This is a genomic window from Serratia sp. PGPR-27 (assembly GCF_022678525.1).
Lineage (GTDB): Bacteria > Pseudomonadota > Gammaproteobacteria > Enterobacterales > Enterobacteriaceae > Serratia > Serratia nematodiphila.
This window is the reverse complement of record NZ_JALBYS010000003.1, coordinates 21,393-40,151: the sequence shown is the minus strand read 5'-3', so window position 1 is coordinate 40,151 and position 18,759 is coordinate 21,393. Positions and strand designations below refer to the sequence as shown.

Annotated in this window: 15 protein-coding genes; 8 read left to right on the top strand and 7 right to left on the bottom strand. The window is 61.0% G+C overall.

What is annotated here, in order from left to right:
- Nucleotides 1-10: 10 nt before the first annotated feature.
- Genes menB through menE form a run of 3 tightly spaced genes read left to right on the top strand, consistent with a single transcriptional unit; the run spans nt 11 to nt 3,224 of the window.
- Entirely contained in the window at nt 11-868 is an 858-nt protein-coding gene (gene menB, locus MMS95_RS02485) for a 1,4-dihydroxy-2-naphthoyl-CoA synthase (protein ID WP_156865835.1), read from the top strand.
- Entirely contained in the window at nt 868-1,851 is a 984-nt protein-coding gene (menC, locus tag MMS95_RS02480; RefSeq protein ID WP_156865836.1) for an o-succinylbenzoate synthase, read from the top strand. Before menB ends, menC begins: the two co-directional genes overlap by 1 nt.
- On the top strand, nt 1,839-3,224 hold the full coding sequence (gene menE / locus MMS95_RS02475) for an o-succinylbenzoate--CoA ligase (protein ID WP_048324462.1): 1,386 nt from the start codon (nt 1,839-1,841) through the stop codon (nt 3,222-3,224). The genes menC and menE overlap by 13 nt, the downstream gene beginning before the upstream one ends.
- Nucleotides 3,225-3,267: 43 nt before the next feature.
- Here the strand turns inward: menE and katA are convergent, their stop codons facing one another.
- Nucleotides 3,268-4,704: a catalase KatA gene (gene katA, locus MMS95_RS02470; protein WP_015378563.1), complete on the bottom strand. Its 1,437-nt coding sequence runs from the start codon at nt 4,702-4,704 to the stop codon at nt 3,268-3,270.
- Nucleotides 4,705-5,042: 338 nt separating this feature from the next.
- On the opposite strand from katA, the gene MMS95_RS02465 reads away from it, so the two are divergent.
- Complete coding sequence (locus tag MMS95_RS02465) at nt 5,043-5,582, top strand: YfaZ family outer membrane protein (RefSeq protein WP_004935943.1); 540 nt, start codon at nt 5,043-5,045, stop codon at nt 5,580-5,582.
- A 61-nt stretch (nt 5,583-5,643) separates the two neighbouring features.
- Here the strand turns inward: MMS95_RS02465 and tyrP are convergent, their stop codons facing one another.
- On the bottom strand, nt 5,644-6,852 hold the full coding sequence (gene tyrP / locus MMS95_RS02460; protein WP_103085507.1) for a tyrosine transporter TyrP: 1,209 nt from the start codon (nt 6,850-6,852) through the stop codon (nt 5,644-5,646).
- Nucleotides 6,853-7,097: 245 nt separating this feature from the next.
- On the opposite strand from tyrP, the gene MMS95_RS02455 reads away from it, so the two are divergent.
- Entirely contained in the window at nt 7,098-8,294 is a 1,197-nt protein-coding gene (locus tag MMS95_RS02455; RefSeq protein ID WP_156865837.1) for a nicotinamide mononucleotide deamidase-related protein YfaY, read from the top strand.
- Between the two features lie 3 nt (nt 8,295-8,297).
- On the opposite strand, the gene MMS95_RS02450 is transcribed toward MMS95_RS02455, so the two are convergent.
- Entirely contained in the window at nt 8,298-9,506 is a 1,209-nt protein-coding gene (locus tag MMS95_RS02450; RefSeq protein WP_232733390.1) for an NAD(P)/FAD-dependent oxidoreductase, read from the bottom strand.
- 221 nt (nt 9,507-9,727) lie between these two features.
- On the opposite strand from MMS95_RS02450, the gene MMS95_RS02445 reads away from it, so the two are divergent.
- A complete protein-coding gene (locus MMS95_RS02445; RefSeq protein ID WP_232733391.1) occupies nt 9,728-10,444 on the top strand; it encodes a helix-turn-helix transcriptional regulator in 717 nt (238 codons plus the stop codon).
- A 230-nt stretch (nt 10,445-10,674) separates the two neighbouring features.
- The gene (locus tag MMS95_RS24215; protein ID WP_004935921.1) at nt 10,675-10,827 is read left to right on the top strand and encodes a Hok/Gef family protein; all 153 of its coding nucleotides are present in this window, start codon (nt 10,675-10,677) and stop codon (nt 10,825-10,827) included.
- Between the two features lie 59 nt (nt 10,828-10,886).
- Here MMS95_RS24215 and yfaE read toward each other — a convergent pair whose 3' ends face one another.
- The 4 genes from yfaE to ubiG form a co-directional block, all read right to left on the bottom strand.
- A complete protein-coding gene (gene yfaE / locus MMS95_RS02435) occupies nt 10,887-11,147 on the bottom strand; it encodes a class I ribonucleotide reductase maintenance protein YfaE (protein ID WP_019453695.1) in 261 nt (86 codons plus the stop codon).
- 3 nt (nt 11,148-11,150) lie between these two features.
- A complete protein-coding gene (nrdB, locus tag MMS95_RS02430; RefSeq protein WP_004935915.1) occupies nt 11,151-12,281 on the bottom strand; it encodes a class Ia ribonucleoside-diphosphate reductase subunit beta in 1,131 nt (376 codons plus the stop codon).
- 67 nt (nt 12,282-12,348) lie between these two features.
- The gene (gene nrdA, locus MMS95_RS02425) at nt 12,349-14,637 is read right to left on the bottom strand and encodes a class 1a ribonucleoside-diphosphate reductase subunit alpha (protein ID WP_004935912.1); all 2,289 of its coding nucleotides are present in this window, start codon (nt 14,635-14,637) and stop codon (nt 12,349-12,351) included.
- Nucleotides 14,638-15,075: 438 nt separating this feature from the next.
- A complete protein-coding gene (gene ubiG, locus MMS95_RS02420) occupies nt 15,076-15,801 on the bottom strand; it encodes a bifunctional 2-polyprenyl-6-hydroxyphenol methylase/3-demethylubiquinol 3-O-methyltransferase UbiG (RefSeq protein ID WP_075684550.1) in 726 nt (241 codons plus the stop codon).
- A 212-nt stretch (nt 15,802-16,013) separates the two neighbouring features.
- Between ubiG and gyrA the strand changes: the two genes are divergently transcribed.
- The gene (gene gyrA, locus MMS95_RS02415) at nt 16,014-18,656 is read left to right on the top strand and encodes a DNA topoisomerase (ATP-hydrolyzing) subunit A (RefSeq protein WP_004935906.1); all 2,643 of its coding nucleotides are present in this window, start codon (nt 16,014-16,016) and stop codon (nt 18,654-18,656) included.
- Nucleotides 18,657-18,759 lie beyond the last annotated feature (103 nt).

Below are 18,759 nucleotides of genomic sequence, written 5' to 3'. Positions count from 1 at the left end.
GGAACCGAACATGCTTTATCCGAATGAAGAACAGCTGTATGCCGCCATCGCCTGGCAGGATTGCACCGGCGATTTCGAAGACATTCTGTATCACAAGTCCGCCGACGGCATCGCCAAAATCACCATCAACCGGCCGCAGGTGCGCAATGCGTTTCGCCCGCAAACGGTCAAAGAGATGCTCGACGCGCTGGCCAACGCCCGTTACGACGACGGCATCGGCGTCATTATTCTGACCGGTGCCGGCGATAAGGCCTTCTGCTCCGGCGGCGATCAGAAAGTGCGCGGCGACTACGGCGGCTATCGCGACGACAGCGGCGTACACCACCTCAACGTGCTGGACTTCCAGCGCCAGATCCGCACCTGCCCGAAACCGGTGGTGGCGATGGTGGCCGGCTATTCGATCGGCGGCGGCCACGTGTTGCACATGATGTGCGATCTGACCATCGCGGCGAATAACGCCATCTTCGGCCAGACCGGCCCGAAAGTGGGCTCGTTCGACGGCGGCTGGGGGGCGTCTTACATGGCGCGCATCGTCGGCCAGAAGAAGGCGCGCGAAATCTGGTTCCTGTGCCGCCAGTACGACGCCGCCGCCGCGCTGGACATGGGGCTGGTCAATACCGTGGTGCCGCTGGCCGATCTGGAAAAAGAGACGGTGCGCTGGTGCCGCGAAATGCTGCAGAACAGCCCGATGGCGCTGCGCTGCCTGAAGGCGGCGCTGAATGCCGACTGCGACGGCCAGGCCGGTTTGCAGGAGCTGGCGGGCAACGCCACCATGCTGTTCTACATGACCGACGAAGGGCAGGAAGGGCGCAACGCCTTCAACGAGAAGCGCCAGCCGGATTTCAGCAAATTCAAGCGTAACCCGTAATGAGCGGGGCAAACCGCAGCGCGGCGCTATACCGTTACAGCCTGCCGATGGAGGCGGGCGTGGTGCTGCGCAATCAGCGGTTGAAAACGCGTGACGGATGGGTGGTGCAGCTGCGTCAGGGCGAGCGTGAAGGTTGGGGCGAGATCGCGCCGCTGCCGGAATTCAGCCAGGAAACGTTGGTGCAGGCCGAACAGGCCGCGTTGGACTGGCTGCAGGCGTGGCTGGCGGGCAACGAACCGGATGACAGCGAGCTGCCCTCGGTGGCCTTTGGGCTCAGCTGTGCGCAGGCCGAGCTGGAGCAGCGCTTGCCGACGCAGGCGGATTTCCGCAAGGCGCCGCTGTGTACCGGCGATCCGGACGAGCTGTTCGAGACATTGAGCGCCTTGCCGGGCGAGAAAGTCGCCAAGGTGAAGGTGGGGCTGTATGAGGCGGTGCGGGACGGCATGATCGTCAACGTGCTGCTGGAGGCGCTGCCGGATCTGCGGCTGCGGCTGGATGCCAACCGCAGTTGGAGCCGCGCCAAGGCCGACGGCTTCGCCAAATACGTCAACCCAGCGTGGCGCGATCGCATCGCTTTTTTAGAGGAGCCCTGCAAGACCCGTGATGAATCGCGTGATTTCGCCCGGGCGACCGGCATTGCCATCGCCTGGGATGAGAGCGTGCGCGAGGCGGATTTTGTGGTGCAGGCCGAGCCGGGCGTAGCGGCCATCGTGATCAAACCGACGCTGGTCGGCAGCCTGGCGCGTTGCCAGACGCTGGTGGCGCAGGCGCACGCGGCGGGCCTGACGGCGGTGATCAGTTCCAGCCTCGAATCCAGCCTGGGGTTGACCCAGCTGGCGCGCATCGCCCATTGGCTGACGCCGGACACCGTGCCGGGGCTGGACACGCTGGGGTTGATGAAGGCGCAGGTGCTGCGCCCGTGGCCGGGCAGCGCGTTGCCGCTGCTGGATGTTTCGGCGCTGGAGTGTCTATGGCGCGGTTAAGCGATTGGCCGTGGCGGCACTGGGCGCGCCTTCAGCCGCAGGCGACGGCGCTGTTGCTCGGCGAACGGCCGCTGAGCTGGCTGGCGTTGCAAAGCCAGGTGGATGAGCTGGCGGCGGATTTCCAGCATCAGGGCGTTGAACCGGGCTGCGGCGTGGCGCTGTGCGGTAAAAACAGCTATCCGCTGCTGCTGGCCTATCTGGCGCTGCTGCAATGTGGCGCGCGCCTGTTGCCGCTCAATCCCGCCTTGCCGACGCCGCTGCTGGCGCAGCTGTTGCCGGAATTGGATATGACCTTTGTCTTCGGCCCGGACTCGTTGCCGGCGCTGCCGGAAGAGGTGATTCGATTGACGCCGCCCTCGACCGAGCCGCGTTGGCCAGACCTGCCGACGTGGGATGCGCAGCGTCTGGCGACGCTGACGTTGACTTCCGGTTCCAGCGGCATGCCGAAGGCGGCGGCGCACAGCTACGCCAATCATCTGGCCAGCGCCGCCGGGGTGTTGCAGCTGATGGATTTTCAACGCGAGGATTGCTGGCTGTTGTCACTGCCGCTGTTTCACGTCTCCGGTCAGGGCATCGTCTGGCGCTGGCTGGCGGCGGGTGCGCGGTTGGCGGTGCGCGAGATGCACCCGCTGGCCGAGGCATTGGCTGGCTGCACGCACGCCTCGCTGGTGCCGACGCAGCTCTGGCGGCTGTTGGCGCAACCGCTGACGGGCATGACGTTGAAAGCGGTGCTGCTCGGCGGCGCGATGATCCCGGTGGAGCTGACCGAACGGGCGGAGGCGGCGGGGATCCGCTGCTGGTGCGGCTACGGGCTGACCGAACTGGCCTCCACGGTGTGCGCCAAGCGCGCCGATGCGCGGCCGGGCGTCGGCCTGCCGCTCGGCGGCCGCGAAGTAAAACTGGTCGACGAAGAGGTCTGGATCCGCGCCGACAGCCTGGCGCTCGGCTACTGGCGTCATGGGCATCTGCAGCCGTTGGCCGATGAGCAGGGCTGGTTCGCGACCCGCGATCGCGGCGTGATGGAGGAGGGGGAACTGCGCATTCTCGGCCGGCTGGACAACCTGTTTTTCAGCGGCGGCGAAGGGGTGCAGCCCGAGGATATCGAACGCGTGCTGGCGGCGCACCCGCAGATCACGCAGGCGTTTGTGGTGCCGATGGCGGATGCTGAGTTCGGCCAGCGGCCGGTGGCGGTGATCGACGGCGATCCGGCGCTGTCGTTGGGGGCACTGCTCGCCTGGTCGCAGAACCAGCTGGCCAATTTCCAACGCCCGGTGGCGTTGCTCCCGTTGCCCGAGGAACTGAAAAACGGCGGCATCAAGATTTCGCGCCGCCAGTTGCAGCAGTGGGTGGCGCAGCGTCTCTCCCAGGCATAAAAAAGCCGCCCGAAAGGGCGGCTGAGTGGATGGCTGCAGAAGGTTATTTCAGCCCCAACGCCTTGGCGACGCCGGCGCCGTAGTCCGGGTGCACCTTGGTGAACAGCTCGACCTGACGGCGCTGGATCTGTTCCGGCACCTGCGACAGTTCGCCGGCGATGCGGGTGAACATGCGCTGGTGCTCTTCGGCGCTCAGCAGGTTGAACAGCGCGCGCGGCTGGCTGTAGTAATCGTCGTCTTCACGATGGTTCCAGTGGTCGGCCGCGCCCTCAATGCTCAGCGGTGGTTCGCTGAAGTCCGGCTGCTCCTGGAACAGGCCGAAGCTGTTTGGTTCGTAGGTGGCGCCATTGCCGCTGTTGCCGTCCACGCGCATCGCGCCGTCGCGATGGTAGTTGTGGAACGGGCACTTGGCGCCGTTCACCGGGATCTGGTGGTGGTTGACGCCCAGACGGTAGCGGTGCGCATCGCCATAGGAGAACAGACGGCCCTGCAGCATTTTATCCGGCGAGAAACTGATGCCCGGCACCACGTTGGCGGGGTTCATCGCCACCTGCTCGACCTCGGAGAAGTAGTTGTCGGGATTGCGGTTCAGCTCGAAATAACCGACGTCGATCAGCGGGTAGTCGCCGTGCGGCCACACCTTGGTCAGATCGAATGGGTTATAGGGCGTCTGCGAGGCCTCGTGTTCCGGCATGATCTGAATTTGCAGCTTCCAGCGCGGGAAGTCGCCGCGTTTGATCGCCTCGAACAGATCGCGCTGTGAGCTTTCGCGATCCTTGGCGATGATCGCTTCCGCTTCTTCATCCATCAGGTTTTCAATGCCTTGTTCGCAGCGGAAGTGGAATTTCACCCAGAAGCGCTCGTTGGCGGCATTGATAAAGCTGAAGGTGTGGCTGCCGAAGCCGTGCATGTGGCGGTAGGACTTCGGAATACCGCGATCGCTGAAGTCGATGGTCAGCTGGTGCAGTGATTCCGGCAGGTGGGAGAAGAAGTCCCACTTGTAGACCGGGTTGCGCAGGTTGGTATGCGGATCGCGTTTCACCACGTGGTTGAGATCGGGGAATTTCAGCGGATCGCGCAGATAGAACACCGGCGTATCGTTACCCACCAAATCCCAGTTGCCTTCTTCGGTATAGAACTTCATGGCGAAGCCGCGAATGTCGCGTTCGGCGTCGGCGGCGCCGCGTTCACCGGCGACGGTGGAGAAGCGGATAAACATGTCGGTCTGCTTACCGATTTCGGAGAAGATCTTGGCGCGGGTGTAGCGGGTGATGTCGTGGGTGACGGTAAAGGTGCCGTAGGCGCCGGATCCCTTGGCATGCATGCGGCGCTCGGGGATGACTTCACGGTCGAAGTGGGCCAGTTTTTCCAGGAACCACACGTCCTGCAACAGCATCGGGCCGCGTTTGCCTGCGGTGATCACGTTATTGTTATCGACAACCGGGGCGCCGGCTGCGGTGGTCAGTCCTTTCTTGCTCATCACTTGCTCCTTATCGTAGTGCATTTAAGTAAAGACTCGGGCGGTTTAAGCGTTCATCAGCATAGTCCTTTGGCGGGGCTTCTTCCCCTGACCTCGGTCAAAGCCACTACTAGTTGTAGCCCTATTGCCGAGCGACGGCAAATAGGTCTCGGTTATCGTTGGCATCGCCTTGACGAATATAGATTGTTGTTTGCAAATATTTACATTTATTTGATTATTGAAGAATTTTTTCGCTTTTATCCCTTAAATACGCATTGAGCTTTGGTATAGACTCGTGACGTTATTATTATGCGTTGATTCGATCATTCGGTACGGATGACAAACCAGAGGGAAAGATGATGAAAAAGACTTGGGTCGCGTGCGCGGCAGGATTGCTGTTGGTGACCGGCGCGGCGAACGCCATCAGCGTGTCGGGCGAAGCCGGGCAGCACTACACCAACCTGGGCGTTGGCATGAGCACCGGCTCTTCAGGTCTGGGCCTGACCGGCAACTGGGCGCGCAGCGACCATGACGGCAACGTCGGCAGCGTGGGGTTGAACTTCGGCGTGCCGCTGGGGCCGTTGACGGCGACCGTGGGCGCCAAAGCGCTGTACCTCAGCCCGAAAGACGGGAAGAGCGGCGGGGCGGTGGCGCTGGGCGGCGGCCTGGAGTGGGAAATTAACCGTTACTTCAGCCTGCACGGCGAAGGTTACTTTGCCCCTGAGTCTTTCACCAGCGGCGTGAAGGCCTATAACGAAGCCAGCGGCGGCCTGCGCTGGAAGTTCCGTCCGCTGAGCGTGGACGTGGGCTACCGTTACATGCAGATGGAAGGCAAAGACGGGCGTCGCGACAACACCCTGGCCGATGGCCCTTATGTCGGCGTAGGGCTGAGCTTCTGACGCTCAGCAAAAAGGGGCCATTGCGGCCCCTTTTTCTTTATCATTTCTTGTCTTTCGTCGCTTACCCGACCGTCGGCAGCATGCCGCTGGCGATGCCCAGTTGAATGGCGATCACCGTTACCCCGCAGACAAACACCAGCGCCAGCGCAGGGGTACCGCCCCAGACGCGATACTGCGCCTGATGCTTTTGGCGGGTTTTCCACACCAACAGCGAAGGCAGCAGCAGCGCCAGCACCGACAGGGCGATGGCGGCGAAACCCAACGCCAGCACGAAGCCGCGAGGGTAGAACAGCGCGAAGGCCAGCGGCGGCAGGAAGGTGATGGCGCCGGTTTGCAGGCGGCCACGCACGTTATCTTGCCGCTTGAACAGGTCGGCCAGGAAATCGAACAGCCCGAGCGCGACGCCGAGGAACGAGGTCGCCAGCGCGAGATCGGCGAACAGGTGCACCGCCAGTTCAACGTGCGGCGAAGCCACCGCGTCGCGCACCGCTTGCAACAGGCCGTTCAGTCCGGCCTGCTGCGCCAGAATGCCGACGAAGGTGTCGGAGCTGATGCTGCCCAGCGTCGCCAGCTGCCAGAAGATATAGGCCATCAGCGGGATGGCGCTGCCGATGATAAACACCCAGCGCAGTTTGCGAATGTTGCCGCCCATGTAGTTGACGATGCTCGGCACGCTGCCGTGGAAACCGAAGGAGGTGAAGATCACCGGAATGGCCGACAGCGCCAGGCCTTGCTCCAGCGGCAACGTCATCAGGTTGGTTTGGTGGATATTCGGCAACATCAGGCCGAGCATCACCACCAGAAACACCACTTTGGCGCTGAACAGGATGCGGTTGAACAAGTCGACCGAGTGGGTGCCGATGCACACCACGCCGCCGGCCACCAGGGTGAACAGCAGGACGCCGAGCGACACCGGGAAGTCCTGTGACGTCCATTGGCTGATGCTGGTGGCGAGCAATTCGCCGGCGCCGCTAATGTAGGCGGCGGTGAGGGCGTACATCAGGAACATCATGCTGAAGCTGGTCAGCCACTGGCCGCCGCCGCCGAGATAACGTTTGGCGAGGGTACCCAGACCGGTATCCGCCTGTTCATGCTGGTAAACCTCTACCAGCAGCAGCGCGGTGTAACACATCAACAGCCACAGCCCGACCAGTAAGGCCAGCGTGACGCCGAAGCCGACGCCGGCCGCCGCCAGCGGCATCGCCAGCATCCCGGCGCCAATGGTGGTGCCCGCCACGATAAAAACACTGCCAAGAGTGCGATTCTTCACGTTTTTTCTCTACCAGCCGAAAGATTTTGAAAATTATAGGTAACGATTTATGAGGATGGCAGGATAGTGGAAGCCCTAATTTGTGTCAAACTGACGTTACGCATGATGTACAGTAATGTTTACATTGCGGCGGGCTGCATGGCGCATGAGAAACGAACCCATGGCTGAAATTATCCGCAGGCGGCTAGTGAAAAGTTATTTACGGGCTTCTATAGTGGAATGACCAAAAAATGTGGGAGAGATCAATGTTAAGGGTGGATATGCTCAGCACCGGCGATGAGGTGCTGCACGGGCAAATTATTGATACCAACGCCGCCTGGCTGGCGGACTACCTGTTCCAGCAGGGCGTGCCGATGAGCGGGCGTGAAACGGTCGGGGACAGCCTCTCTGCGTTGATCGAGATCCTGCAGGAACGCAGCCACATCGCCGATGTGTTGATCGTCAACGGCGGCCTGGGGCCGACCAGCGACGATCTCAGCGCGCTGGCCGCCGCGAAAGCCAGCGGCGTAGAGCTGGTCGAACGGGCTGACTGGTTGGCGCGCATGGAAGCCTATTTCGCCGAGCGCGGGCGGCCGATGGCCCCTTCCAACCGCAAGCAGGCGCAGATCCCGGCCAACGCGGAAATGCTGGATAACCCGGTAGGCACCGCCTGCGGGTTCGCGCTGCAGCTGAACCAATGCCTGATGTTCTTCACCCCCGGCGTGCCGTCGGAATTCAAAGTGATGGTCGAACAGCAGATCGTGCCGCGTCTGCGCCAGCGCTTCACCTTGCCGCCGCCGCCGCTGTGCCTGCGCCTGACCACCTTCGGCACCTCCGAGAGCGATCTGGCCGCCGAGCTGGACGGCCTGCCGCTGCCGCCGGATGTGGTGTTGGGTTACCGTTCCTCCAGCCCGATCATCGAACTGAAGCTGACCGGGCCGGAAAGCCGGCGTGCGGAGATGGAGCTGGCCTGGCGACGCGTGCGCGAAGTGGCGGGGGACAACTGCATCTTTGAAGGCACCGACGGGTTGCCGGCGACGCTGACGCAGCGGCTGAATCAGCAAGGGCTGAAGCTGGCGTTGAGCGAGCAGTTCAGCGGCGGTTTGATCAATCTGCAGCTGCAGAGCGAAGGGGCGCCGCTGGCGGGTGGCGAGCTGCTGCCGGCGCACTGCATCGAAACGCTGGAAACGACGCTGGCGCGCGCCCGCTCGCTGGCGGAATTGACCGGTGCACCGTTGGCGTTGGCGGTCAGCGCCATGCGCGATGAGCAGGTGAGCATTGCGCTGCACACGCCGCGCGGCGGCATTGGCCAGACCGTGAGTTATCGCGCGTCGCGCCACGGCCTGCGGCTGCGGCAGGAGTCGGTCGCGATGCTGGCGTTGGATATGCTGCGCCGCTGGCTGAATGGGGGCCAGGCGTGCGGTAAAAACGCCTGGCTGGAGGTGGTGGACATTATCGAGTGACGCTCATGGCGCTGAGTTGTCTGCCTCACTGTTTTGTTGTAGCCGTTCGGACGCCAGGCGTGAAAGACGTATTGCCGCCGCGCCTCGCGTTTGCAGCTCTGTACCGTAGTTCCTGAGCGCCTGCGCGGCGCTGCCTGAGTGCGTCAGATGCGCCGCCAGGCTGGCGGCGTCTACCAGCGCGGTGTTGGCGCCGAGTCCACCCGCCGGGCTCATGGCGTGCACGGCGTCGCCGAGAAAGGCGATGCGTTCGCTGTGCCATTCTGGCATCGCCGCCGTAACCTGCACCGTCCGCACGCTGAGCGACAGGGGATCCGCCAGCGCTAACGCCGTTTGCAAGGCGGGCGCCCATCCCTGCGAGATATGCCGTACGCGCGCCTGCAGCGCAGCGGTTCCCTCAGTTCGCACCGGCCCGCCGAGACGCCCAGCCGATCCGATACAGGCCCAATAGAGATAGTCGTCGACCGGTGAGAGGCGGCAATCGGGTGCGTAGTCGGCCGCCAGCTGCGCCATGGGGGCCTGAAAGCGCATCGGTTCAACCACCAGCGACACGCCGTCGGCGAAGATCACCGATACGCCGTTCAGCAGCTCGGGGGCCAATTGGGCCCGGGTCGCCGCATCGAGCGGCGTTTTACCGTAAAGGGTGACCGCGCCGCTGTCTTCGGGCCCCGCCTCGGGCAGGCAGCGCCGCCGCACCAGCGAGTTGACGCCGTCGGCGGCGATCAGCACATCGACCCGCACGTGTTCGCCGTTGGCGAACTGCAGTTCCACACCCTGCGGCGTTTGTGCAAATTCACGCAAGGTATGGCCGAAGCGCACCTGGTCTTGCAGGCCGGCAAGCAGGATCTCGCGCAGCGTTTGGCGATGAATGCCGAGATCGCCGCTCGGTTCTTGCGTTTGGCGCTGGCTGGAGGGCAACCAGTGCTCGGGGCGTCGGCTGGTGAGCGGGGCAAGCTGCGGATCCCATAGATTGCTCTCGCCGCTGTTTTGCGCGCTGCCGGCGCAGAGCAACCGGTAGTGTGCCGGCGGCAGGCAGGCGGCCAGCGCCTGCTGGCCCGACGGATCGATGCGCAGCCGGTAGCCCTGATCGCGCGCCTGCGGTGTGGCGTCGCGTTCAAATACCGTGGCGTGGATGCCGAAGCGGCGCAGTCCCTGAGCCAGACACAGGCCGCCGGGCCCTGCGCCGATAATGCCAATGCTGAGTGTTGTCATCATATTCCCTCGTGAAACAGTGGCCACAGACGGTCGCGGCCGGAAGCATTTCATTATGTCGGCGCAGGAAAAGGTTGGTATAACGGTATCTGGACTAAAAATAGTGATTAGTGGCCAATATGAATGCGAACCTTCACGCCCTCGACGCTGACTGCAGCGAATGGTCCGCGGGCCCCTGGCTTATCGCGCTTGGCGGCCGCGATGCGGCAGGCCGGGAGTATCGGTTGGGCACGCGAGAATACGACTGGCATCAGCATGTGCGCGGGCAGTTGCTGTGCGTCGAAAGCGGCTTGTTGCATGTACGCACGGCGCAGGGCGATTGGGTGCTGCCGCCTCAGCGGGCGGGTTGGATCCCGCCGGCGACGGAGCACCGGGTACAGGTCTGCGGCGCGCTGAGCGGCTGGAGTTTGCTGCTGGCGCCGGAGGCCTGCCACGAGCTGTCGAATACACCTTGCGTTATCGGCATCAGCGCCGTGCTGCAGGCGCTGGCTCAGCGTGCGGAAGGCTGGGATAAACGCTGCGCGCTTACCCTGGAGCAGGATCGTATGGCGCAGGTGATGCGGGATGAGATACGTCAGGCGCCGACGGAGCCGCTGTATTTACCGATGTCGTCCCATCCGCGCCTGGCCGGCGTTCTGCAGGCCTTGCTGGCGCAACCGGGGAGCGAACGTTCACTGGAGGCGTGGGCTGAATGGGGGGCGATGTCGCCGCGTACCCTGCGGCGGCTGATGATCGGCGAGACGGGGTTGAGTTTTGCCCAGTGGCGCCAGCAGGCCCGGTTGTCATATGCATTGGCGAAGTTGGCCGAAGGCGAAACGGTGCTGCAGATCGCGGAAGCGCTGGGGTATGCCTCGCCGAGCAACTTTATCGCCATGTTTCGCAAAGCCTTCGGCGATTCTCCGGCGCGTTATTTTACCGCATCGGCGGGAAAGGAGCGCTAAGCGAAATACTTTGAGGATAGTTATATATCCCTGATTAATCATAATCTTATAGGGGATATTCGCGGTGAGGGAATGCTGTTACTCTCTTGACGGGTGCTTGAGACTGTTCGTCTTGGGCATTGTGTGACAAGGCGGATAGATGAAAGCCCCAGACTGACTCTCAATCAGAATGGGGCTGCCCTAACGCCTAGACACCGTTATGGTAGCCCCTTCACAGCAAGGAGGCAAGCATGCGCTTAAGGCATGTGTTTCACTCGCTAACCGTTGTATGTATTACGGTTTTGTTATTTATCTGGATGATAAGAGACTCGCTGTGCGAGCTGAAAATCTACCAGGAAAATATCACTATCCTGATCAGGTTGGCGTGTGAGGTGAAGCGGTAATACTAGGGCGGGGGCAACCCCGCCTTCTGGTCTCCAGGCGCGGTTTCCGGCACCCGACGTTAAATTTCCAGCTCGATATCCGTCAGCGGCATGCAGCAGCAGGGCAGGATCTCGCCGGCGTTGATAAACGCCAGCGGCTGTTGGCGGTAGGCCACTTCGCCTTTCACCAGCTTCAGGCGGCAGGCGCCGCAATAACCGGAGCGGCATTGGTACTCCACCTGCACGTCGTGCAGCTCCAGCACGTCGAGCAGGCAGTTTTCACTGTTGGGGCAAGAGAGCTGCGTGCCGGCGGCGCGCAGCGTTACGGTTGGCGTCGCCATCGCTTACAGTTCGAAGTCGCTCAGGTCGTCGGCGTTGATCTCCGAGTCGATCTGGCCAACCAGGTAGGAGCTCACTTCCACTTCCTGCGGCGCTACCTGCACGTTGTCGGACACCAACCAGGCGTTGATCCACGGGATCGGGTTGGAGCGGGTTTCGAACGGCAGACCGAGGCCGACCGCCTGCATGCGGATATTGGTGATGTATTCCACATACTGGCACAGGATGTCTTTGTTCAGGCCAATCATCGAGCCGTCGCGGAACAGGTATTCCGCCCACTCTTTCTCCTGCTGGGCGGCCAGCACGAACAGATCGTAGCACTCTTGCTGGCACTCCTCGGCGATCTCTGCCATTTCAGGATCGTCGGCGCCGGAACGCATCAGGTTCAGCATGTGCTGGGTACCGGTCAGGTGCAGCGCTTCGTCGCGGGCGATCAGTTTGATGATCTTGGCGTTGCCTTCCATCAATTCGCGCTCGGCGAACGCGAAGGAGCAGGCAAAGCTGACGTAGAAACGGATCGCTTCCAGCGCGTTCACGCTCATCAGGCACAGGTACAGCTGCTTCTTCAGCGCACGCAGATTGACGGTGACGGTTTTACCGTTCACCTGGTGGGTGCCTTCACCCAGCAGGTGATAGTAGCTGGTCATCTCGATCAGATCGTCGTAGTAGCCGGAAATGTCTTTCGCGCGCTTCTTGATCTCTTCGTTGGTGACGATGTCGTCGAACACCAGCGCCGGATCGTTGACGATGTTGCGGATGATGTGGGTGTAGGAACGGGAGTGGATGGTCTCGGAGAACGACCAGGTTTCCACCCAGGTTTCCAGTTCAGGGATCGAGATCAGCGGCAGCAGGGCGACGTTCGGGCTGCGGCCCTGAATGGAGTCAAGCAGGGTCTGATACTTCAGGTTGCTGATGAAGATGTGCTTCTCGTGCTCCGGCAGCGCCTGATAATCGATGCGATCGCGAGAGACGTCAACCTCTTCCGGGCGCCAGAAGAAGGAGAGCTGTTTTTCGATCAGTTTTTCGAAGATTTCATGCTTTTGCTGGTCGAAACGCGCAACGTTTACCGATTGGCCGAAGAACATCGGCTCTTGCAGCTGGTCGTTTTTGGTCTGAGAAAAAGTGGTGTAAGCCATAAGCCTGAATCCATCGTAACGTGGCTAAATGAAGGGGCCGGAAAATTCCGGCCCGCTAGGTCAAACTTTAGATCTTGCAGGCGCCGCTTTCGCAGTCGTCATCGCCGGCCTTGGCAGGCTGCAAATCTTCCTGGGCGTCTTCCGCACCGTCGCGGGTGTTTTGGTAGTACAGCGTTTTCACGCCGAACTTGTAGGTGGTGAGCAGGTCTTTCAACAGCTGCTTCATCGGCACCTTGCCGCCCGGGAAGCGGGTCGGATCGTAGTTGGTGTTGGCCGAAATCGACTGGTCGATGAATTTCTGCATCAGCCCCACCAGCTGCAGATAGCCGTCGTTGCTCGGCATTTCCCACAGCAGCTCGTAGTTGTCTTTCAGACGCTCATACTCCGGCACTACCTGGCGCAGGATGCCGTCTTTCGACGCCTTGATGCTGATGTGGCCGCGCGGCGGCTCGATGCCGTTGGTGGCGTTGGAAATCTGCGAAGAGGTTTCCGACGGCATCAGGGCGGACAGCGTCGAGTTGCGCAGACCGGTTTCCTGGATCTCTTTACGCAGGGTTTCCCAGTCGTAGTGCAGCGGTTCGTTGCAGATCGCATCCAGGTCTTTCTTGTAGGTGTCGATCGGCAGGATGCCCTGCGAATAGGTGGTTTCTTTGAACCACGGGCAAGCGCCTTGTTCCTGAGCCAGGCGGTTGGAGGCTTTCAGCAGGTAGTACTGAATGGCTTCGAACGTTTTGTGGGTCAGGTTGTTGGCGCTGCCATCGGAGTAGCGCACGCCGTTCTTCGCCAGGTAATAGGCGAAGTTGATCACGCCAATGCCCAGGGTGCGACGCCCCATCGCGCCACGGTGCGCGGCCTTGATCGGATAATCCTGATAATCCAGCAGGGCGTCGAGTGAACGCACCGCCAGGGTCGCCAGCTCTTCCAGATCGTCCAGGCTGTCGATCGCGCCCAGGTTGAAGGCGGACAGGGTGCACAGCGCAATTTCGCCGTTCTCGTCGTTGACGTCTTCCAGCGGCTTGGTCGGCAGGGCGATTTCCAGGCACAGGTTGGACTGACGCACCGGCGCGATCTGCGGATCGAACGGGCTGTGGGTGTTGCAGTGGTCGACGTTCTGGATGTAGATGCGGCCGGTAGAGGCGCGCTCTTGCATCATCAGCGAGAACAGCTCAACCGCTTTCACGCGCTTCTGGCGAATGCTGTCGTCTTTCTCGTACTGGGTGTACAGGCGCTCGAATTCGTCCTGATCGGCGAAGAATGCGTCATACAGCCCCGGCACGTCGGACGGGCTGAACAAGGTGATGTCTTCGCCTTTGATCAGGCGCTGGTACATCAGACGGTTCAACTGCACGCCGTAGTCCATGTGGCGCACGCGGTTGCCTTCAACGCCGCGGTTGTTTTTCAGCACCAGCAGGCTTTCCACTTCCAGGTGCCACATCGGGTAGAACAGCGTTGCCGCGCCACCGCGCACGCCGCCCTGCGAGCAGGATTTGACAGCGGTCTGGAAGTGTTTGTAGAACGGAATGCAGCCGGTATGGAAAGCTTCCCCGCCACGGATCGGGCTGCCCAGCGCGCGGATGCGGCCGGCGTTGATGCCGATGCCGGCGCGTTGCGAAACGTATTTCACAATGGCGCTGGAGGTGGCGTTGATGGAGTCCAGGCTGTCGCCGCACTCGATCAGCACACAGGAGCTGAACTGACGGGTTGGGGTGCGCACGCCTGACATGATCGGCGTAGGCAGCGAAATCTTGAAGGTGGAAATCGCGTCGTAGAAACGTTTGACGTAGTCCAGGCGAGTTTCACGCGGGTAGTTGGAGAACAGGCACGCGGACACCAGCATGTACAGGAACTGGGCGCTTTCGTAGATCTCGCCGCTGACGCGGTTCTGCACCAGATACTTGCCTTCCAACTGCTTGACGGCGGCATAAGAGAAGTTCATGTCGCGCCAGTGATCGATAAAGGAGTCCATCTGCTCGAACTCTTCAGCGCTGTAGTCTTCCAGCAGATGTTTATCGTATTTGCCCATCTCGACCATGCGCGTCACGTGAGCGTGCAGCTTCGGCGGCTCGAATTGGCCGTAAGCCTTTTTGCGCAGGTGGAAGATCGCCAGGCGAGCGGCCAGGTACTGATAGTCCGGCGCATCGCGGGAGATCAGATCGGCAGCGGCTTTGATGATGGTTTCGTGAATGTCGGCGGTTTTGATGCCGTCATAAAACTGAATGTGGGAACGCAACTCTACTTGAGAAACCGAGACGTTGTGCAATCCTTCTGCGGCCCAATCGATGACCCGGTGGATTTTGTCGAGGTTGATGCGCTCTTTACGGCCATCGCGTTTAGTTACAAGCAGACTTTGGTTCATGTGGTGTTTTACCTGTCCGTATGGTGCCCCTAAGCAGAAGTGTAGTCGCTCTGCTCAGTATGTAAACACTATATATAGGGGTTGTATGTCGGTGAGGTAACAAGATAGTGAGAAAAAACGGCGTTTGCAAGTGAACAAAACCGGCCTAATTTGTGGATAACTTGGGGGTGAAATGTAACTTGCCGTTCGCAGTGCGCGCCGTGACTGGCGCGACAAGCTTGTCAATAAGCGAGATCAGATTTTACTGAAAAACTGAAAAAACCGATCGTTTGGCGCTTTATTAAACGTTAGAAAAAAACGGCATATTGATCTGATTTAATATTCTAAAAAACTGTCTACAACCACGATTTTGATCGAAGTCGCGGAAATTAGGTATTTTTCCTAACACCGCGTTGGCGCCGAACCCCGATAACGCAGGGCCGGCGCGGTTTACAGCGCTCAGCCTTCGTGCTGGGTGTGCACCATGTAGTTCACGTCAACGTTGCGCCCAAGCTTGAAATGATCGGTGATCGGGTTGTAATGCAGGCCGATCATGTGCTTTTCGCGCAGCGGCGTGCCGTCGACCCAGCCGATCAGTTCGGAAGGGCGAATAAACTTCTTATGATCGTGGGTGCCCTGCGGCACCATCTTCAGCACGTACTCCGCGCCGATCACCGCCATCAGCCAGGCTTTGGTGTTGCGGTTGATGGTGGAGAAGAACACGTGGCCGCCCGGTTTCACCAGTTGGGCGCAGGCGCGCACCACCGAGGCCGGATCCGGCACGTGCTCCAGCATCTCCATGCAGGTGACCACGTCGTAGCGCTGCGGGTTGGCCTGAGCGTGGCTTTCCACCGTCTCCTGCACATAGGTGACGTCCATGCCGCTTTCCAGCGCGTGCAGCCGGGCGACCTGCAGCGGCTCCGCGCCCATGTCCAGCCCGGTTACCTTGGCGCCTTCGCGCGCCATGCTCTCCGCCAGAATGCCGCCGCCGCAGCCCACGTCGAGCACCTGCTTGTCAAAAATGCCGCCGGCGTGCTGCATGATGTAGTTCAGGCGCAGCGGGTTGATGCGGTGCAGCGGTTTGAACTCGCCTTCCAGATCCCACCAGCGGGAGGCGACGGCCTCGAACTTGGCGATTTCCTGGTGGTCAACGTTTTGCACTCGGCTGGATGATTCTGCGTTCATGGGCTTGTCTGGCTCCTTGTTCTCGTTGCGCGGATTATACATGTTCCGGCGCGGCATCGTCTGTGCCGATGCGTTTTTAGCGCACTTATCTGCACAATTTCCGTGAAACAGCGGCGGTTATTTTCCCGTAAAGCGTGCTTTGTGATATAGTTTTACACCTTTGCCACTATGGCAGCGGGCAGATGAATCATTAGTAGAGGGATAGCAGCTCCATGAGCGACCTTGCCAGAGAAATCACACCGGTAAACATCGAAGACGAGTTGAAAAACTCGTATCTGGACTATGCGATGTCCGTTATTGTCGGACGTGCGCTGCCAGATGTTCGTGATGGACTGAAGCCGGTTCACCGCCGCGTTCTGTACGCGATGAGCGTATTGGGTAACGACTGGAATAAACCATACAAGAAATCGGCCCGTGTCGTCGGGGACGTGATCGGTAAATATCACCCGCACGGTGACAGCGCGGTTTACGACACTATCGTGCGTATGGCTCAGCCGTTTTCACTGCGCTACATGCTGGTGGACGGCCAGGGTAACTTCGGTTCCGTCGACGGCGACTCCGCGGCGGCGATGCGTTATACCGAAGTGCGCATGTCCAAGATTGCTCACGAACTGTTGGCGGATCTGGAAAAAGAAACCGTCGACTTCGTGCCTAACTATGATGGCACCGAGCAGATCCCGGCCGTCATGCCGACCAAGATCCCGAACCTGCTGGTCAACGGCTCGTCGGGCATCGCCGTGGGCATGGCCACCAATATTCCGCCGCACAACCTGGCGGAAGTCGTCAACGGCTGCCTGGCCTATATCGACGATGAAAACATCAGCATCGAAGGGCTGATGGAACACATCCCGGGGCCGGACTTCCCGACGGCGGCGATCATCAACGGCCGCCGCGGCATTGAAGAGGCCTACCGCACCGGGCGCGGCAAAGTCTACCTGCGCGCGCGCGCGGAAGTGGAAGCCGACGCCAAGACCGGGCGCGAAACCATCATCGTTCACGAAATCCCGTATCAGGTGAACAAGGCGCGTCTGATCGAGAAGATCGCCGAGCTGGTGAAAGAAAAACGCGTAGAAGGCATCAGCGCGCTGCGTGACGAGTCCGATAAAGACGGCATGCGCATCGTGATCGAAGTCAAACGCGACGCGGTCGGCGAAGTGGTGCTGAACAACCTGTATGCGCTGACGCAGCTGCAGGTCACCTTCGGCATCAACATGGTCGCGCTGCATCAGGGGCAGCCTAAGCTGCTGAACCTGAAAGATATCCTCGAAGCCTTCGTGCGCCACCGCCGCGAAGTGGTCACCCGCCGCACCATCTTCGAACTGCGCAAGGCCCGTGACCGCGCCCATATCCTGGAAGCGCTGGCTATCGCGTTGGCTAACATCGATCCGATCATCGAGCTGATTCGCCGTGCGCCGACGCCGGCGGAAGCGAAAGTCGCGCTGGTGGCTCAGCCGTGGGATCTGGGCAACGTCAGCGCCATGCTGGAACGCGCCGGTGACGACGCCGCTCGCCCTGAGTGGCTGGAGCCGGAGTTCGGCATCCGCGACGGCAAATACTACCTGACCGAGCAGCAGGCTCAGGCTATTCTGGATCTGCGCCTGCAGAAACTGACCGGCCTGGAGCACGAAAAGCTGCTGGACGAATATAAAGAGCTGCTCAACTTTATCGCCGAGCTGATCTTTATTCTGGAAAGCCCAGAGCGCCTGATGGAAGTGATCCGCGAAGAGCTGGTGGCGGTCAAAGAGCTGTACAACGACGGCCGCCGCACCGAGATCACCGCCAATACTTCCGACATCAACATCGAAGACCTGATCAACCAGGAAGACGTGGTGGTGACCCTGTCTCACCAGGGCTACGTGAAGTATCAGCCGCTGTCCGACTATGAAGCGCAGCGCCGCGGCGGCAAAGGCAAGTCCGCCGCGCGTATTAAAGAAGAAGACTTTATCGATCGCCTGCTGGTGGCCAACACCCACGATACGATCCTGTGCTTCTCCAGCCGTGGCCGCCTGTATTGGATGAAGGTGTACCAACTGCCTGAAGCCAGCCGTGGCGCGCGCGGTCGCCCAATCGTCAACCTGCTGCCGCTGGAAGCCGATGAGCGTATCACCGCCATTCTGCCGGTGCGCGAGTATGAAGAAGGGCGCCACGTGTTCATGGCCACCGCCAGCGGTACCGTGAAGAAAACTGCGCTGACCGAGTTCAGCCGCCCACGCAGCGCCGGCATCATCGCCGTCAACCTCAACGAGGGCGACGAGCTGATCGGCGTCGATCTGACCGACGGCAGCAACGAAGTGATGTTGTTCTCCGCCAACGGTAAAGTGGTGCGCTTCCCGGAAACGCAGGTGCGTTCGATGGGCCGTACCGCGACCGGCGTGCGCGGCATCAACCTCGGCGAAGGCGACAGCGTGATCTCACTGATCGTGCCGCGCGGCGAGGGCGACATCCTGACCGTGACGCAAAACGGCTTCGGTAAACGCACCGCGGTGACCGAGTATCCGACCAAGTCACGCGCCACTCAGGGGGTTATCTCCATCAAGGTGAGCGAGCGTAACGGCCAGGTGGTCGGCGCGGTGCAGGTGGAAACCAGCGATCAGATCATGATGATCACCGATGCCGGCACGCTGGTGCGTACCCGCGTTTCGGAAGTCAGCGTGGTCGGTCGTAACACCCAGGGCGTGACGCTGATCCGCACGGCGGAAGACGAAAACGTCGTCGGTCTGCAGCGCGTGGCCGAACCGGTGGAAGACGAAGAGCTGGACAGCCTGGAACCGGGCGCGGAAGCGGTGGAAGAAGACACCACGCCGCTGGACGATGGCGACGACGCGGCTGAGCCGATGGACGACGACAACGTTTAAGCAAGGTGAGGGCGTCGGCATGCCGACACCGTAATGCACTGAGACAAAAGGGCCTGGCAGCGATGCTAGGCCCTTTTTCAGTTATATGGTTTAATTGGCGCAC

Coding starts and splice junctions, on each gene's coding strand:
- menB (WP_156865835.1), top strand. CDS start 11: ATGCTTTATCCGAATGAAGAACAGCTGTATGCCGCCATCGCCTGGCAG.
- menC (WP_156865836.1), top strand. CDS start 868: ATGAGCGGGGCAAACCGCAGCGCGGCGCTATACCGTTACAGCCTGCCG.
- menE (WP_048324462.1), top strand. CDS start 1,839: ATGGCGCGGTTAAGCGATTGGCCGTGGCGGCACTGGGCGCGCCTTCAG.
- katA (WP_015378563.1), bottom strand. CDS start 4,704: ATGAGCAAGAAAGGACTGACCACCGCAGCCGGCGCCCCGGTTGTCGAT.
- MMS95_RS02465 (WP_004935943.1), top strand. CDS start 5,043: ATGAAAAAGACTTGGGTCGCGTGCGCGGCAGGATTGCTGTTGGTGACC.
- MMS95_RS02455 (WP_156865837.1), top strand. CDS start 7,098: ATGTTAAGGGTGGATATGCTCAGCACCGGCGATGAGGTGCTGCACGGG.
- MMS95_RS02450 (WP_232733390.1), bottom strand. CDS start 9,506: ATGATGACAACACTCAGCATTGGCATTATCGGCGCAGGGCCCGGCGGC.
- MMS95_RS24215 (WP_004935921.1), top strand. CDS start 10,675: ATGCGCTTAAGGCATGTGTTTCACTCGCTAACCGTTGTATGTATTACG.
- yfaE (WP_019453695.1), bottom strand. CDS start 11,147: ATGGCGACGCCAACCGTAACGCTGCGCGCCGCCGGCACGCAGCTCTCT.
- nrdB (WP_004935915.1), bottom strand. CDS start 12,281: ATGGCTTACACCACTTTTTCTCAGACCAAAAACGACCAGCTGCAAGAG.
- nrdA (WP_004935912.1), bottom strand. CDS start 14,637: ATGAACCAAAGTCTGCTTGTAACTAAACGCGATGGCCGTAAAGAGCGC.
- ubiG (WP_075684550.1), bottom strand. CDS start 15,801: ATGAACGCAGAATCATCCAGCCGAGTGCAAAACGTTGACCACCAGGAA.
- gyrA (WP_004935906.1), top strand. CDS start 16,014: ATGAGCGACCTTGCCAGAGAAATCACACCGGTAAACATCGAAGACGAG.